General features: G+C 65.7%; 16 protein-coding genes. 13 read left to right on the top strand and 3 right to left on the bottom strand.

What is annotated here, in order from left to right:
• The first annotated feature begins 125 nt into the window (after positions 1-125).
• The 6 genes from GYH26_RS10490 (at position 126) to GYH26_RS10465 (ending at position 6,881) form a co-directional block, all read left to right on the top strand.
• The gene (locus tag GYH26_RS10490) at positions 126-767 is read left to right on the top strand and encodes a hypothetical protein (RefSeq protein ID WP_161541610.1); all 642 of its coding nucleotides are present in this window, start codon (positions 126-128) and stop codon (positions 765-767) included.
• A gap of 99 nt (positions 768-866) precedes the next feature.
• Entirely contained in the window at positions 867-1,043 is a 177-nt protein-coding gene (locus tag GYH26_RS10485) for a histone H1 (protein WP_012844409.1), read from the top strand.
• A gap of 96 nt (positions 1,044-1,139) precedes the next feature.
• The gene (locus tag GYH26_RS10480; RefSeq protein WP_014066596.1) at positions 1,140-2,018 is read left to right on the top strand and encodes a DUF3078 domain-containing protein; all 879 of its coding nucleotides are present in this window, start codon (positions 1,140-1,142) and stop codon (positions 2,016-2,018) included.
• Between the two features lie 16 nt (positions 2,019-2,034).
• A complete protein-coding gene (locus tag GYH26_RS10475) occupies positions 2,035-4,197 on the top strand; it encodes a tetratricopeptide repeat protein (protein ID WP_161541609.1) in 2,163 nt (720 codons plus the stop codon).
• Positions 4,198-4,262: 65 nt separating this feature from the next.
• The gene (locus GYH26_RS10470) at positions 4,263-5,444 is read left to right on the top strand and encodes a type IX secretion system plug protein domain-containing protein (protein WP_161541608.1); all 1,182 of its coding nucleotides are present in this window, start codon (positions 4,263-4,265) and stop codon (positions 5,442-5,444) included.
• Between the two features lie 54 nt (positions 5,445-5,498).
• Positions 5,499-6,881: a sodium:solute symporter family protein gene (locus GYH26_RS10465; protein ID WP_161541607.1), complete on the top strand. Its 1,383-nt coding sequence runs from the start codon at positions 5,499-5,501 to the stop codon at positions 6,879-6,881.
• Here the strand turns inward: GYH26_RS10465 and GYH26_RS10460 are convergent, their stop codons facing one another.
• On the bottom strand, positions 6,882-7,628 hold the full coding sequence (locus GYH26_RS10460; RefSeq protein WP_161541606.1) for an MBL fold metallo-hydrolase: 747 nt from the start codon (positions 7,626-7,628) through the stop codon (positions 6,882-6,884).
• Between the two features lie 100 nt (positions 7,629-7,728).
• Positions 7,729-8,733, bottom strand: a complete 1,005-nt coding sequence (locus GYH26_RS10455; RefSeq protein WP_161541605.1) for a polyprenyl synthetase family protein — start codon at positions 8,731-8,733, stop codon at positions 7,729-7,731.
• A 156-nt stretch (positions 8,734-8,889) separates the two neighbouring features.
• Between GYH26_RS10455 and GYH26_RS10450 the strand changes: the two genes are divergently transcribed.
• From GYH26_RS10450 to GYH26_RS10430, 5 genes are read left to right on the top strand one after another with little or no spacing between them, the layout of a single operon-like run.
• Positions 8,890-10,398: a sodium-dependent transporter gene (locus GYH26_RS10450; RefSeq protein WP_161541604.1), complete on the top strand. Its 1,509-nt coding sequence runs from the start codon at positions 8,890-8,892 to the stop codon at positions 10,396-10,398.
• Between the two features lie 2 nt (positions 10,399-10,400).
• Positions 10,401-11,981, top strand: a complete 1,581-nt coding sequence (locus GYH26_RS10445; RefSeq protein WP_161541603.1) for a M14 family metallopeptidase — start codon at positions 10,401-10,403, stop codon at positions 11,979-11,981.
• A 58-nt stretch (positions 11,982-12,039) separates the two neighbouring features.
• On the top strand, positions 12,040-12,522 hold the full coding sequence (locus GYH26_RS10440) for a TlpA family protein disulfide reductase (RefSeq protein ID WP_014066604.1): 483 nt from the start codon (positions 12,040-12,042) through the stop codon (positions 12,520-12,522).
• 4 nt (positions 12,523-12,526) lie between these two features.
• A complete protein-coding gene (locus tag GYH26_RS10435) occupies positions 12,527-13,108 on the top strand; it encodes a thioredoxin family protein (protein WP_161541602.1) in 582 nt (193 codons plus the stop codon).
• Positions 13,108-14,157 carry a hypothetical protein gene (locus tag GYH26_RS10430; protein ID WP_161541601.1) on the top strand — a complete coding sequence of 350 codons (1,050 nt, stop codon included), beginning with the start codon at positions 13,108-13,110 and terminating at the stop codon, positions 14,155-14,157. Before GYH26_RS10435 ends, GYH26_RS10430 begins: the two co-directional genes overlap by 1 nt.
• Positions 14,158-14,162: 5 nt before the next feature.
• On the opposite strand, the gene GYH26_RS10425 is transcribed toward GYH26_RS10430, so the two are convergent.
• On the bottom strand, positions 14,163-14,447 hold the full coding sequence (locus GYH26_RS10425; RefSeq protein WP_242006387.1) for a NifU N-terminal domain-containing protein: 285 nt from the start codon (positions 14,445-14,447) through the stop codon (positions 14,163-14,165).
• A gap of 102 nt (positions 14,448-14,549) precedes the next feature.
• Here GYH26_RS10425 and GYH26_RS10420 point away from each other — a divergent pair, with 102 nt between their 5' ends.
• Together GYH26_RS10420 and GYH26_RS10415 are read left to right on the top strand one after the other, a co-directional pair.
• Complete coding sequence (locus tag GYH26_RS10420) at positions 14,550-14,933, top strand: phage holin family protein (protein ID WP_242006386.1); 384 nt, start codon at positions 14,550-14,552, stop codon at positions 14,931-14,933.
• A gap of 70 nt (positions 14,934-15,003) precedes the next feature.
• A complete protein-coding gene (locus GYH26_RS10415) occupies positions 15,004-16,017 on the top strand; it encodes a hypothetical protein (protein WP_161541599.1) in 1,014 nt (337 codons plus the stop codon).

Below are 16,017 nucleotides of genomic sequence, written 5' to 3'. Positions count from 1 at the left end.
TGAACGGGTTGGCGGACCACCGGCTGCTGTAAGGAACGAAGTGGCTCGCTCGGATTCAAGAGCCGGAAGGCGAATCTTTGAGGCAAATGGAGACGTTGAGGAGGAAGCCGAATCAGGTAATGATCATGCGCATCGGTATTCTGTACCTGGACGATCGTCATCTGGAAGATCTACTGCTGGTGCAGCGGCTGGCGCGGGTGCTGAAGCAGCTTCCCGCACCGATGGTGCTGGTGCACGGCAGCGGCGGACGGGCCGAGCAGCTGCTGGAGGCCGAGGGCTACATGCCTGAACGCCGGGAGGGGGTGCTGGTGGTCCGGAGTGCGCACGAACGCGGGCTGGTCGAACGCGGCATCCGGGAAACGAATCAGCGGCTGGTGGCCGGCCTGAACGAACTCTTGATTCCGGCCGTGGGCATTCAGGGAAGCGATCGCGGCCTGCTCCGGCGCACGGCCTCCGGCGCGTTGCAGGTGGGACGTACGGCGTGGCTGGCGCAGCTGCTCCGGCAGGGCGTCTGGCCCGTCGTGTCCACGCTGGTGGCCACGGAAACCGAGCAGATCGTCGAGGCAGCGGCGGCCGAGGTGCTGGGCGCGCTGGCCGGAGGCTGCATGTCGGAGGTCGTAATCGCACTGCTGCGCAATGAACTCGAAGAACCTATAGGTAAAGTGCTTAAAAATAAGCGCATTGATTTCTGGATCGGACAACTGGAGGAACTTCCGGAAGCGGTGAAACGGGGAGTTTTTCAGGGAAACAACGCGCTTTCTTCTTGACACAGTACGAGCCGTGTGTTAAGTTGGGACACAAATAACACCGCACTCATGCACGCATGGGTGCTCGTTCCCTGAAACCAAAACCGAAGGAGGTCCCCTATGAGCCGCTTCGATCAACTCCGCGATCTTGTCCTGGGCCTGGAGCAGGATTTCAAAAAGTTCTACGAAAAGGGCAACAAGGCCGCCGGCACGCGCATCCGTAAGGCGATGCAGGAACTGAAAAAGCTGGCGCAGGAGATCCGCGTAGAAGTTCAGGAGAAAAAGAAGGCCATGTAACGGATGCGCCTTTCCTTTTGTACTGTTGCTTCGTAAAAAGGCTATGCTTCGAGCATAGCCTTTTTTGTTGGATACAGGTGCAGGAGGTGTTCAGATATGTTTCTTAAAAACAGGTGGATAATTTTTCTTGTCGTCGGGCTGATCTCAGGGAATGCACTGGCTCAGGAGGCCGATACGGCGCAGGTTGTCTGGAAGAAAAGCCTGAGCACGCGCCTTTCGGCCACGCAGGCGGCTTTCAGCAACTGGGCCGAGGGTGGTCTGAACGCGCTGGCGCTCTCGGGCGCCGTCAACGGTACGTTCGAGCGGATTTCGCCGTCGTGGCGGCAGCTCTACGACGTGCGGTTGACGCTGGGCGTGGTCAAACAGGACACGCTGGAGCTGCGCAAGGCCGAAGACCTGATCCGGCTGGCCGCCTCGCTCCAGTACCGGGGCGACGGCTTTTTCAGCCTGTTCAACCCAACGATGTCGGCCGATCTGCGCACGCAGTTCGCTCCGGGCTACAATTACACCAAGAATCCGTTCGGCGACGGGCGGAAGCCTCCGGTCAAGGTGTCGGATCTGCTCTCGCCGGCCATTCTCAACCAGGCGCTGGGTCTCACCTATCAGCCGGACGGCTGGTTTCGGCAGCGGCTGGGCGTGGGCGCCAAGGAAACGATCGTGCTGATCGAGCGCCTGCGCACGCTCTATGGCCTGGAGCCGGACCAGGCCGTGCGCTTCGAGGTGGGCGTCGAGTCGCGCACGGAGCTGGACCGGGAGCTGTTCGAAAACGTGCGGCTGAAGTCGCGCCTGGGGCTTTTTGCGGCCTTCAACAAGCCGGACCTGCCCGACATGCTCTGGGAAAATCTGCTGGAGATGCAGGTCAATAGCTGGCTGGGCACCAGCCTGGAAGTGGTGGCGCTCTACGATCGCGACGTGAGCAGCGAAGTCCAGCTCAAGGAGGTGTTCTCGCTGGGAATCACGATCAAGTTGCTCTGAGCGGACATCCATGTAAATGCCGCGCGGGCAAGCGCAGGGGATTGCAGGCTGCGGCCTGGTCTATGCCGGGTTGGGCGTAGCGCTCTGGCCACTGCCTGTGCTGGGGCTGCTGCACGTGGAGTCGGCCGCGCTGGTGGCGCTGGTGGCCTTTTTCGTGGCGGGCTGGTGGGCATGGGGGCATTTCAGGCGGGGTGGTCGTCTGGCGGACGTGTTGCACCGGCAGCTCCTTTTGCTCCTGATTCCCTGGGTCCTGCTTTCGCTGACGGTGCTCTGGCGGCCCAACTGCGATTACCTTCGCGGCCTGGTGTTTTTCCTGCTGTTTCCGCCCGCAAGTGTCGTGCTGGCCGTGGCGCTGGCCGAGGCGCTGCACGGTGCGGGCGTGCAGCACGGCCGCCGCTGGCTGGTCGGGATCGGGCTGGGTCTGTGCACGTTGCCGGTCGCCTACGATCTGCTACTTCATCCGCAGCTCTACACGTACAACCACGTCTTCGGGGGCGTGCTCGGGCCGCTCTACGACGAAGATCCGGCGCTGCGTCCGGGGCTGTTGAGTTTCCGGGCGCTGACGTTGCTCTGGGCCCTGTGGCTGGCGCTGGTGGCCCGTTTTCACCGGACGCCCCGGTTGCTCCGGCCCGGATGGTGGCCGGCGCTGGGGGGCGTCACGTCGTTGCTGGGCGCCTTTTACCTGCTGGCCGTGCCGCTGGGGTTCAACACGTCCACGGCCGCGTTGAAGCGCGCGCTGCCCGGTCGCGCCGTGCAGGGGGCGGTAACGCTGCACTACGATCCTCGGTGGCTGACGCCGGAGGAAGCGGAGCTGCGGGCGCTTCGGGCCGCCTACGACTACGAGCGGCTGGCCCGGCGTCTGGGCATTGCGGCGCCCGAGCCCGTACAGGTGTTCGTCTTTGGCGATCCGGAGCAGCGCGCTCGATTGACCGGGGCGCGTTACACGAGCGTGGCGTTGGTCTGGCTGGAAAGGCCGCAGGTGCATCTGCTGCTGGATCGCTTCGATCGGAGCATTACGCACGAGCTGGCGCATGTGCTCGTGCGCGGCTGGGGGATTCCCCGGCTGGGCATTTCGCCACGGATCGGCCTGGTCGAGGGGCTGGCGGTGGCCGTAGAGCCGCCGGACGGACGGCCGACGCCGCACGAGCAGGCGGCCGTGGCCGCCACGCTGGCCCGGGATCGCAACGCATCGCTTACCGAGCAGGTGGCGGCACTGCTCAGCCCCTGGAGGTTCTGGACGAGCCGCAGTGCCGTGGCCTACACGCTGACCGGCTCGTTCGTGCGCTATCTGCTCGATCGCTACGGGCCGGAACCGCTGCGTCAGGTGTACGGAGGGTGGTCGTTTCGGGCGGCTTACGGCCGCACGCGCGACAGCCTGCTGGCCGACTGGGAACGGTTCCTTTTCCGCATACCCTATGTGGACCGCAGCGCCTACGCGTTCATGAAGCGGCGCTTTGGTGTGCTGTCGCTGTTCGAGCGACGCTGCCCGCACTACGTGCCGGCGCACGCGCGCCTGTACGAGGCGGCCCGTTGGGCGCTCGTGCGGGGCGACACGCTCCGGGCCGAGGCGTTGCTGACACAGGCGCTTCGCCAGAAGCCCGACTTTCTTCCGGCGCTGGAGCGCTGGGCGCATCTGCAGTTGCTCCGGGGCCGTGCCGATACGGTCCGGGTGCGGCTGGCCGGAGCCGACACGACGCAGGCGCTGCGCCTTCGGCTGCACCGGGCCGACGCGCTGGCGCTTACCGGGGCGGTCGATTCGGCGCGGGCGTCGTATCGAACGCTCTACCGCGCCTGGCCGTCGTACGATCTGAGCGGACGCGGTGCCCTTGCGCTGCGCTACGCGGTGACGGCCCGGCCGGATTCGCTCCGGCACCTGCTGCGCCGGCTCGAAAATCCCCGGGAGCGCTGCAACATCGGCCTGCTGAACGTATCTTGGGCGCAGGCGCTACCGCCGGGCTGGGACGCGACGCTCCGCCGGGCGGTGCAGTGGTGGCGGCTGGGGTGCGTGGATGATTCTCTGAACGCGATCGCAGACGGTCGGGCGCTGGTCGCTTCTTTACGGCAGGCCGGCGCTTTCAATGCGGCCGCCTGCGTGCAGGAGACGATCGCATGGCTTACATGGCTGCGCAACGCATATCCGGAGCACCGCTCGGTCTGCTGTGCCTACTGTGCCTGGTGATGGCCTGCGCGGGCGCTCGCGAAAGTGGCCGGCAACCATCGCGTGCCGCACAACGTCCGGCGCCGATGGTCTCGACGGTGGGGCCTGAGCTGCAATCCGACGCCGAGGCGGTGGGGCAGGTCCAGCTCTACCGGGGCGACGACGAGCGGCAATGGCCGATCCTGCTGCTGGGCGGTCGCGACGTGCTGACGCTCCGGTTCGATCTGCTGAGCGAACGAGGACGGCCGCTTTCGATCTACTTCTACCATGCCGATCACGCGTGGCGGCGCGACCTGATGCCCATCGAGTATCTCGACGCATTTGCGCGGGACGACCTGACCGACTATGCGCCGTCGGAGCACACGGCCATTCCCTACCAGCATTACGTCTATCGCTTCCCCAACCAGAACATCCGCTTTCGTCTGAGCGGCAACTACATCCTGCGCGTCACCGAGCAGGGACAGGAAGAGGCCGTGCTGTTCGAACGTCCCTTTTTTGTGGTGGAGGGACGCACGCGGGTGGAGGTCAGTCCGGCAAATTTCCCGGGCACGCAGGCTTTCCCGTCGGTGCAGTTGCTGGCCCGCTTCCGACCGCCGGACGAGCTGGCCGGGGCCGTGTTCGACTACGTGGTCTGCTTTGCCCGCAACGGCGCTTTCGAAGCGATGCGCTGCAGTCGCCGGGCGTTGCTGGACGAGCAGCCAGTGCTGAGCTTTCTGCTGGAGGAGCCGTTTCCGCCGGAGCCGGCCGACTACCTGCTGGACCTGAGCGCGCTTCGGTCGGGCGGGCAGATCGAACGGGTGGATCGTGCGGCCGTGCCGCCGGAGGTCTGGCTGGCGCCCGACTACGTGCGCTTTGGCGGGAGCGACACCGATCCGCTGCTGGCGGGCCAGTCGGTGATCGACGCGGTCGTGCGCGATGCACCGGGCGATCCGCACCGGACGGCCGAGTACGTGCGCGTGCATTTCCGGCTGGAGCCGGAGCGCCCCTGGCGGCAGCCGCTGTGGCTGGTGGGGAGCTTTTCCGGATGGCTCCGGCGCCCTTCCTACCGGATGCGCTGGAATCCGGAGCAGCGGCGCTACGAAGGAGAAGCGCTCGTCAAGCAGGGCTGGCACGCCTATCGATACGTGCTGGACGGCGTGCAGCCGGTGCGGGCCAATGCCGGGGCCCTTCCGCGGTCCGAGAACATCTATACGGCGTTCGTCTACTACCGCGATGCGAGTCGGGGAAGTGATCGGCTGCTGGGCATCGGGAATCAAACCGGACAATGAGGCGTTCACCGGTCCGTTTTTACCGATCCGCCCACCCGTTGCTGCCTGCCTGAAATGCCGCCGGTATTGCTGGGGATCGGCCTGTACGTGCTGGCGCAGCTGCTGATCGGCGCCTGGGTTTCCCGTCGCGTGCGTACGGAGGCCGACTATCTGGTGGCCGGTCGTAGCCTGGGCTACGGCCTGACCACGTTCACCGTGTTTGCCACCTGGTTCGGGGCCGAGACCTGCATCGGTTCGGCCGGATCGATCTATGCCGAAGGGTTGGCCGGTGGCACAGCCGATCCATTCGGCTACGGCCTGTGTCTGCTGCTGATGGGGTTGTTGTTCGCCGTGCCGCTCTGGCGACGGGGGTTGACCACGCTGGCCGATCTGTTCCGGCAGCGCTACAGCCCGACGGTCGAGCGCATGGCCGTGCTGCTGATGGTCCCTTCCGGGCTGCTCTGGGCGGCCGCGCAGATCCGGGCCTTCGGGCAGGTGCTGGCAGCTTCGTCGGGCTGGGAAGTGGACCTGACGATCACGCTGGCGGCCGCCGTCGTGGTGGTCTATACGATCTCGGGCGGTCTGCTGGCCGATGCCTGGACCGATCTGATCCAGGGCATTGCGCTGATCATCGGGCTGATTGTGGTCGGGATAGCCGTCTGGCAGCAAGAAGGGGTGACGCTGGCGGCCGTACCCGTGGAGCGTATCAATCCCTTTCACGGCTACGCCTCCTGGCTGGATGCCGTGGAGGCCTGGGCCATTCCGGTAGTGGGCTCGGTGCTTTCGGCCGAGCTGGTGGCCCGTATCCTGGGGGCGCGTTCGGCCGAGGTGGCCCGCCGTTCGTCGCTGGTGGCTTCCGGACTCTATCTGCTCGTCGGCCTGATTCCGGTCACGCTGGGGCTGCTGGGGCCGCAGCTCATGCCGGGCCTGGAGCATCCGGAGCAACTCCTGCCGCTGCTGGCCGCCCGCTATCTGCACGGCGTGCTGTTCGTGGCGTTTGCCGGCGCGCTGGTTTCGGCCATTCTCTCGACGGTCGACAGCGCGTTGCTGGTGGCCTCGTCGCTGGTCTCGCACAACCTGATCGTGCCGCTGTTTCCCGGATTGACGGAGCGCCAGAAGGTCTGGATCGCCCGGGGCGGCGTGGCCTTTTTCGGGATCGTGGCCTACGTGGGAGCGCTGTATGCCGAGGGTGTCTATGCGCTGGTGGAGGAGGCGTCGGCTTTCGGGAGTGCCGGGCTGTTCGTGGTGATCCTGTTCGGGCTGTTTTCGCAGCGGGGCGGGCCGCGCACGGCGCTGGCCACGCTGGGCATGGGTATGCTTTCCTGGGTGCTGGGCGCCTATCTGCTGGACTGGCCGCACCCGTACCTGAACTCGCTGGCCGCTGCGCTGGGGACGTACCTGATCGGTATGTTGCTGGAGCGCACGCCGGCACCGCCCCGGCCGGTGGCGGCTACCTGATCAGAGGTCGTAGCGGCCCAGCTCTTCGCCCAGTTCGGTGGCGGCGAAGTGCCGGCGGGCCGGCTCGAGATCCGCGTCGGTGATCCCGGGCGGCAGGTGGACCAGCAGCAGGCGTCGGGCTCCGGCCCGGGCCGCCTGACGGGCGGCGTCTTCGGGAGAAGTGTGGCCCGGACCTTCGCCGGTGGCTTCGTGGACCAGGATGTCGGCGTTGCGGCCCAGTTCGACGACGGCGTCGGTCGGCTCCGTGTCGCAGGAGTAGGCGATCACGCGGCCCGTGGGCAAATGCTCGAAGCGCAACCCCACCGTGGGAACCGGATGCACGACCGGCCAGGCGCGCACGCGCCAGCGATCGTTTTCGAGCACAAGCGCGCCGGGTTCGTAGGGCACCTCATGCCAGTCGCGTTCGGGCAGGCCCTGCCAGATCGAGGTGTTGTACGTGGCGAAGCAGCGTCGGGCCTGGTCGATGGCCGGATGGATGCCGTAGATCGGGATGGGCTCGCGGCGGCCCAGCAGCCAGATGCGTTCCATGAAGAGCGGAAAGCCGCTGGTATGGTCCGGATGCTCGTGGGTCAGAATCAACGCGGTCAGTTTTACCGGATCCAGTCCGGCGGCCAGCAGGCGCTGGACGATGTCGCCGCCGCAGTCGATCACGATCAGCGAGGCTTCGTCGGCTACGGCCAGCATGGTCGTGGTGCGGTGCGGATCGCTCACGGCCGCGCCGGTTCCCAGCAGGTAGAGCGAAGGCATGGCGTCTCCGACGGATGGGTTGGTTGCAGCAGACCGGTCGGTCTCAATTTAGGGCAACGTGGCCTTTTTTGCCCGGACCGCCACGAACTTTTCAAGCACGTTACCGATTGCGCGTGACGGTATAGTCCACCAGGTCGAGGAGTGCGTCGCGGGCGTCGCCGGGCGGGTAGCGCTCGAGAATGGCCCGTGCTTCGCCGGCCAGCGCCTCCATGCGCTCGCGGGCGTAGGCCATGCCCCCATACGCCTCGGCAAAGTCGGCCACCGTCTGAATGTCGTCGCGTGTTTTTTTCTTCTTGCGCACGATCCGGAGGATGCGGCGGCGCTCGGAAGACGGAGCCATCCGGAGCGCGTAGATGAGCGGCAGCGTCAGCTTTTTCTCTTTCAGGTCGTTCCCGATGGGCTTGCCCGCCTCTTCGCCGTAGTCGAACAGGTCGTCGCGGATCTGGAAAGCCAGCCCCAGCTTTTCGCCCATAAGGTACATCTCGTCGATTACCCGGGGATCGTCGGTTGCGCTGAGGGCTCCGGATTTGGTGCAGGCGGCAATCAGCGAGGCGGTTTTGTCGGAAATGATGCGGAAGTAGGTGGCTTCGTCGATGTCCAGGTGGCGCGACTTTTCGATCTGCAGCAGCTCGCCTTCGCTCATGCGGCGCACGGCGTCCGACAGCGCGTGCAGCGTGTCGTAGTCCCGGTGGTCCAGCGCCAGCAGCAGGCCCCGGCTGAGCAGGAAGTCGCCGAAGAGCACGGCCACCTTGTTTTTCCAGATGGCGTTGATGGAAAACATGCCGCGGCGCTGTTCGGCGCCGTCCACCACGTCGTCGTGCACCAGCGTGGCCGAGTGCAGCAGTTCCACCAGGGCCGCGGCCCGGTAGGTGGCTTCTGTGATGCCGCCGCACAGTTTGGCCGTCAGCAGGACCAGCAGCGGGCGGATGCGCTTCCCCTTCTGGCGGAGCAGATAGCGGGCGACGTGATCGAGCAGCGGCACCGAGGTGCGCATGGCATCGCGGAAGTAGCGCTGGAAGTGCTTCAGTTCTTCCGCAACGGGGCGCTGGATGTCTTTCAGGGAGATGACACGCGGTTGATCCGGGGGGGTAGCACGCACGGCCATGCCGGTGGTGGTTACGGGTGACACATCTTGTCGCTGAAACGATCACGGCCGGTAGAAGTTTGGCCGCAGCCCCGCAGAAAGTGCGGCCGACGCTCGCACCTTGTGCTGAAAGCTCGTATTTTTGTGCGCGAACGTTGACGGAAGTTTCGTTCGGCCATGCAGGAATCGCGACAGCATTTCTCTTCGCGGCTGGGATTGCTGCTGAGCGTGCTGGGGATTGCGGTGGGGACGGGCAACATCTGGCGTTTTCCCCGCATTGCCGCGCAGAACGGGGGCGATCTGGGCGCCGGCGCTTTTCTGCTGGTGTGGGTGGTGTTTCTGTTCCTCTGGAGCGTGCCGCTGATCGTGGCCGAGTATGCGCTGGGGCAGAAAGGCCGGATGGGGGTGATCGGGACGTTCGCACGTGTGGGCGGACGCTCGATGGCCTGGCTGGGTGCGTTCGTGGCGCTGGTCTCGACGGCCATCATGTGCTACTATGCGGTCGTGACGGGCTGGTGTCTTTACTATGCGGGAGGCCTGCTGTTGCGTCCGCTGCCGAGCTCTACGGAAGCGGCGCAGCAGTTCTGGGACGGGTTTCAGGGGAGTCTCTGGCCGGTGGTGTTTCAGGCGCTGGCGCTCGGGCTGGCCGTGGCGGTGATCTGGACGGGCGTGCGGGCCATCGAGCGGGCCAATCGGTTTCTGATCCCGTCGCTGCTGGTGATTCTGCTGGTTGCGCTGGTGCGGGCGCTGACGCTGGAAGGGGCCTTCGAGGGGGTGCGCTATCTGTTTACGCCGCAGTGGAGCGATCTGGCGCGGCCGCGGCTGTGGCTGGAGGCGCTCACGCAGAACGCCTGGGACACGGGCGCGGGCTGGGGATTGATTCTGACCTATGCGGCCTACATGCGGCGCGAGCACGGCGTGGTGCAGAACGCTTTCTTGACGGGCGTGGGCAACAATACGGTGTCGCTGCTGGCGGCGCTGACGATCTTCGGGACGGTGTTCGCGGTGCTGGGGGCGGAGCTGTCGCGGGCCGAGGTGCTGGAGGTGATGCGCACGAGTGGGCCGGCTTCGACGGGGCTGACCTTTATCTGGCTGCCGCAGCTTTTTGCGAAGATGCCGATGGGCCGGGTGCTGGCCGTGCTGTTTTTCGTGGGGCTGACGTTTGCGGCGTTCAGTTCGCTGATTGCGATGGTGGAGCTGTCCACGCGCGTGTTGATGGATCTGGGTGTTCGGCGGTCGCGGGCGCTGGTGGGGGTGGGCGTGGTGGCGTGGCTGCTGGGGTTGCCCTCGGCACTGAACCTGACGGTGTTCGGCAATCAGGATTTCGTCTGGGGCGTGGCGTTGATGCTTTCGGGCGCGTTTGTGGCGCTGGCGGTGATGCGCTACGGTCCGGCGCGTCTGCGGGCGGAGACGATCGCGGTAAATGCGTGGGACTGGCAGCTGGGGCGGGGCTGGGATGTGCTGATGCGGTGGGTGGTGCCGCTGGAGGCGGTGGTGCTGCTGGGCTGGTGGCTGTATCAGGCGGGGGTGGTATATGCGCCGGAGCGGTGGTACGATCCGTTTGTGCCCTACTCGGTGATGACGTGTCTGGTGCAGTGGGGTGTGGCGCTGGTGGCCTGCTATCTGCTGAACGACTGGCTGGTGCGTCGGATGCAGCTTCCGATCCCGGTGCAAACAGAAGAATGAACATGCGTGGCGGTTGCTTTTTGCTGATGCTGTTGCTGGCCCGGATGGCTTTCGGGCAGGGTGTGGATCTGGCCTTTCTGCAGACGCGGGCCGAGGCCACGGGCTTTGCCGAGACGACGCGCTACGACGAGGTCATGGCGTTTCTGGACGTGCTGGAGGCCAGTTCGCACCGGATTCAGGTGACGCGCTTCGGGTACACGACAGAAGGCCGCGCGCTACCGCTGGTGATCTACGGGAACGTGGTGAATGCAACGGGCGACGGCGTGCGGGCTGCGTCGGCGCCGCTGCGCGTGTTGATTCTGGCCAATATCCACGGTGGCGAGGTGGCCGGCAAGGAAGCGGCCCTGATGCTGCTGCGGGCGCTGGCCGCCGGGATGTATGCCGAGTGGGCCGACTCGCTCGTGCTACTGGTGGCCCCCATCTACAATGCCGATGGCAACGAGCGCATCAACCTCTACAACCGTCCATTGCAGAACGGACCCGTCGGGGGCATGGGCCAGCGGGCCAATGCGCAGGGGTACGATCTGAACCGGGATTTTATGAAAGCCGATGCGCCCGAGACGCGCTCGCTGCTCCGGTTGCTGCGTGCGTACGATCCGCACGTTTTCATCGATCTGCACACGACGGACGGCACCTACCACGCCTATCCGCTCACCTACGCGCCGCCGTTGCACCCGTCCACACCGAAACCGCTGGTGGACTACCTGCGCCGGGTCTGGCTGCCGGCCGTCAACGATACGATCTGGACGAAGCATCGGTGGAAGTTCTTCTACTACGGCAACCTGCCCTGGCCGGGGAGCGACCGGCCGCCCGGCTGGTACACCTTCGACCATCGACCCCGCTTCGGTACGAACTACGTCGGACTTCGGGGCATGCTGGGGCTGCTCAGCGAGGCCTACGCGTACGCGACGTTCGAGGAGCGCATCGAGGCGACGTATGCCTTTCTCGAAGCGGTGCTTTCGTTTGCGGCTGCCCGGGCTTCCGAGATCCGCGCGCTGATTGAGCAGGCGCGACAGGCTTCGCCGGTGGGCGAGCCGATCGCACTGCGGGCCCGCCTCGACCGGGCGCCGGAGCCAGCGCTCATTCTGCTGGGGACGGTCGATTCGCTGCGCCATCCCTACACCGGACAGCTCATGCTGCAGCGCCGTCCGGAGGTGCTTCCGGAGATGCTGCCGCTCTACGATCGCTTTGCACCGACCGAGACGATTTCCATCCCCCGGGGCTATCTGGTACCGCCCGGACTCGACCGCGTGCGGGATCTGCTCGAGGTACACGGCATCCCCTGCGTTCCGCTAGAAGCCGGACTCACGCTGGAAGTCGAGCGATTCCGGATCGACTCGGTGGCTGTGTCCGACCGGCCCTATCAGGGACACCGGGGACAGGAGGTGTGGGGGACCTACGAGCGACAGACGCTGACCGCACCGGCCGGGAGTTGTCTGGTCACCGTCGATGGACGCACGGGGCGACTGGCCGCATTACTGCTGGAGCCCCGCTCCGACGACGGGCTGGTGGCCTGGGGGTTGCTGGAAGATCGGCTGGCACCGGGACGTTACTATCCTGTTGCGCGCGTACCGGTTCGCTGAGAAACCCGTGCAGACGGCCGCCGTACCAGCGATCCAGAACCCGGACAAACACGGAGCAATGGGCAGACAATTGCTGAGCGGGCTGTTCGGCGCGCTGCTGCTGGTCGGATCGGGTTGGGCCCAGACGGTGCGGCCCGCCACGGCCACCGAAATCCTGGAGGTCGTTCGGGAAAGTCCGGCGACCGTAAAAGTGGTCAATATGTGGGCCACCTGGTGCGCCCCCTGCGTGGAGGAGTTTCCCGCATTTGTGCGGTTGCAGCAACAGTACGATTCGTCGCTGGTGCGCGTCTTTTTCGTATCGGCCGACTTCGAAGATGAATTGCCGGCGGTGCGCCGGTTTCTGCAATCGCAGGGCGTACGCTTCTCTTTTCTGAAGCAGGGAGCCGATGATGCGTTTGTAAGAGCCTTCAGTCCGGAGTGGACCGGAGCCCTGCCGGCCACCTTCCTGTACGATATGGCCGGAAATTTGCGGGGCTTCTGGGAAGGTAAAACAACCTATGACCAACTGGTCGAGCAGGTGCAAAAACTGCTCAACCGGTAAGCCTATGAGACACTCCTGGTTACTTCTGGGATTGCTGGTCGCCTGGCCGGCACAGGCGCAGCTACCGCTGGCCGATCGGCTGATGCCTTCGACCGACGGGCAGCAGGTAACGCTCGCGCAGCTCCGTGGCGCGCGGGGGCTGGTGATCGTGTTCTGGAGCAACCGCTGCCCCTGGGTCGATCGCTACGAAGCCCGGCTGAAGGAGCTGGCCGAGGCTTACGAAGCGCAGGGCATTGCCTTTGTGCTGGTGAACGCCAACGATCCGGAGGCCTTCCCGCAGGAGTCGCTGGAGGCCAGCCGACAGCAGGCGCAGCGAAAAGGCTACCCGATGTCCTACCTGAAGGACGAAGGGGCGGCGCTGGCCCGGGCGCTGGGGGCTTCGCGCACGCCGGAGGTGTTCGTCTTCGATGCCCGCAACCGGCTCGTCTATCGGGGGGCGATCGACGACAGCCCGGGCGACGCCTCCAATGTCCAGCAGGCCTATCTGAAAGCGGCGCTGGAAGCACTGCTTCAGGGCAGGGCGCCGGAGACGACCGAAACGGGCGCTTTTGGATGCCTGATCCGTCTTCCGCAGGACGGTCGCTAATGGAGACGCCCGCCGGGCGCATGCAGCGACTGCTCGAAGTGACCCGACGGTGGCGCGAGCCGTCGTGGCCGGAGCGCCAGGAAGCCGTCACACGGGCGCTGGCCGCTTCGGACTTTCTGACCGAGGAGGCCGCGGCGTTTGCGCTGAACCAGCAGATGCACGCGCTCACGGAGGCGGCGCTGCGTCGTTTTGTGGAAAGCCTGCCCCCACCTTCCGGACGCACCGTGCTGCTCTGGCAGACCGACCGTGCGCCGCTGGCCGGCTGGCAGGAGGCCCTCTTGCTCTGGCTGAGCGGGCACCGGGGGACGCTGGTGCTCTCCGAACCGGCCGCCACGCTGGTCGGTGCCCTGCTGGAGGCGCTGGCGGTCGATACGATCCGGCTCGATACCGAGCCGCAGCTGGAAACCCGTCTGGAAGAAGCGGACGTGCTGGTGGTGGTCGGGGACGAGGCGGTGCACCAGGCGGTGCAGGAGGCGCTGCTGCGAGTCCGACGCCCACCTGAACGGGTGCGGCTGCTTCCGATGCGTTACGGCGCGGCCGTGCTGGACGGTCGGGAGACGCCGGACGAACTGGAGGGGCTGGCCGAAGATGCGCTGCTTTTCGAAGGGTTCGGTGTCCGGAGCGTGCGGCTGCTCTGGGCGCCCGAGTCGCTGAAGCCGGACGCGTTGCTCGAAGCGCTGTCGCATTTTCGCGGGGTGTTTCCGGCACATCCGGCCACGCCCGGCCGCCTGAAGATGCCGCAGGCGTGGCTGAAGGCGGCCGGCATTCCCCACGCCTACGGCGAAGGGCTGGAATTTCTCGTCAGCAGGGGCGCGCCCGAAGTGCAGACGCCGGGCCACCTGCGCTGGGTGCCCTATCGCGACCCTGCGGAGGTGGCAGAATGGCTGCAGGCGCATGTGGCCGAAGTGTCGGTCGTTGTCGCCCGGCCTGCGCTGCTGCGGCAGCTACCGCAATTGCCCGGACGGACGGCGCCCGGCCACGCACACCGGCCGCCGTTTCCCGATCCGTTCGGGACGGCCGTCGAGGCCCTGCGTGAACTGCTGGCGTAGCCCGCTCAGCTTCCGGAGCGTTCGGCCAGGTACGCGCGCAGCACTTCCAGCACCGACGCTTCGACGGCGTCCCAGGGAACGTCCGGTCGCTTGGTCACGGTCACGAACTCCGGCAGGATCAGCACGTCGCAGACGCCCTCGATGGCAAACAGCGCGGCCGCCAGTGGATGCGCGGCAGCCGCTTCGGCCGAACGAAAACTCAACAGGCCCTTCTCGATAAAAGTCTGTCCGGGCGCCGTAAATTTGAGGCTGTTGGGATTGGGGGTGGGCTGCGATTGCAGGCCCGACACGGAAGATTTTTTCCAGAAACGCATTACCGGGTGGTTTTTTTCTGAAAAACGCTACACGAAAAGCCCGGCGCCGGTCCGGGTTCCAACTGAACAGCGATGGTTATGAATACACCGCCGAAAACCGAAATGCCTTCGCAGCACCTGCAGCGGCTGCGTCGGCAGATGCAGGAGCTGGTAGAAGACCTGCGTGCCTGGGTGGAGCTTCGGCTGACGCTCACCCAGCTGGAAATCGAAGAGCGGATTGAAGCCCGGATCAGACAGCTGCTGCTGCGCCTGCTGGTGGGCGTGCTGGCCGGACTGGCCGTCGTGTTTGCGCTGGTGGCCGCTGCGCTGGGGCTGGGAAGCTGGCTCGGACATCCGGGCTGGGGCTTTCTAGTCGTGGCGCTGGGACTGGCCGCCGTGGCGGCCGTGATTCACTTCGCCCGGAAGCGGCCCGCCGGTCGGACTGCATCAACGAATGCGGCATCGGATAAAGCGGCTGCTTAATCTCAACACCACGGGGTCGATTATTAGAAAGGATGGCGTGGATCGACCCCGGACTTCGCAGAGGTGCCGCATGACGACCTATGAGCTGACGCAGCATCTGCACAGGCTGCTTCGCGCGACGGACAAGGACCGGCATTTCGTGCGCTACATCTTCGTGCTGGCGCGCGCCTATGACCGGCTCGGGATCGAGTTGATGGAAGGGCTGACGAGCCGAAACCGAACCCTGTTTTCCCGGAAGCATCACGCCGTTCGCGACGCCTTCTACGAAGTGCGTCGCCAGAGCGAGACGTTCCCGGTCGGTCAGATCTTCCATGAGCTGATCCAACTCCGGGAGGAAGTACGCCAGCTGACATCCTATTTCGAAGGGACCGGGAACGAGCAGGAGGCGCTGCAGGGATTCGCGACCGATCTGTATGGCTTTTACGAGGCTTTCGAACAGTTTGTGCGTTCGGCCAGCGACGAGGCGTTCGGTGCGTTGATGCGGGCGGCACATCACCTGCATCTCCGGCTGCAGATGTTACGCCAGGTGCTCCGGTTGATCTGTGCGGCGCTGGACAGTTCAAGGGCTCCCCGCGAAGGTTGCCAGGCGCTGACGTTGCTGTTCGAGGCCGGGGACGACTATGCGCGGGTGCTGGCGCGCCTGCAGGCCCTGGAAACGGCCTATCGTGAGTTGGTGGAACTGACAGGCATCACGGAACCCGCACTGGCCGTACAGCGGCTGGAGGCCGATCGGCGCATGCGGCTCAGTGTGGAGGGTGAAGCGCGATTGATCGAAGTGCTGACCGGTCTGCTCGAACGCTACGTGCTGTTTCGGACGCATCTGGATGGCTCGGCCGATGATCAGGTGGGCTACCGCGTGGGAGCCACCCAGTCGCTGATCAACCTGGTCGATGCGTTGAAACAGGCCGGATTGACCGACATGCTGGACGACGAGCCGCGCCTGAAAAGCTGTGCGCTGGAACTGTACCGCGCGCTGGAGGCGCTGGTGAGCGACGGCGCGCTGCTCCAGATCAACGAGCGGCACCTGGCCGGCTCGGCGGCGTATGCCTCGGGCGATCAGACGACCCGGGCACTGGTGGCCTGA

The organism is Rhodothermus marinus, assembly GCF_009936275.1.
GTDB classification, from domain to species: Bacteria; Bacteroidota; Rhodothermia; order Rhodothermales; family Rhodothermaceae; genus Rhodothermus; species Rhodothermus marinus_A.
Note: the sequence above shows the minus strand (reverse complement) of the source record. Positions and strands in the feature narration are given on the sequence as shown.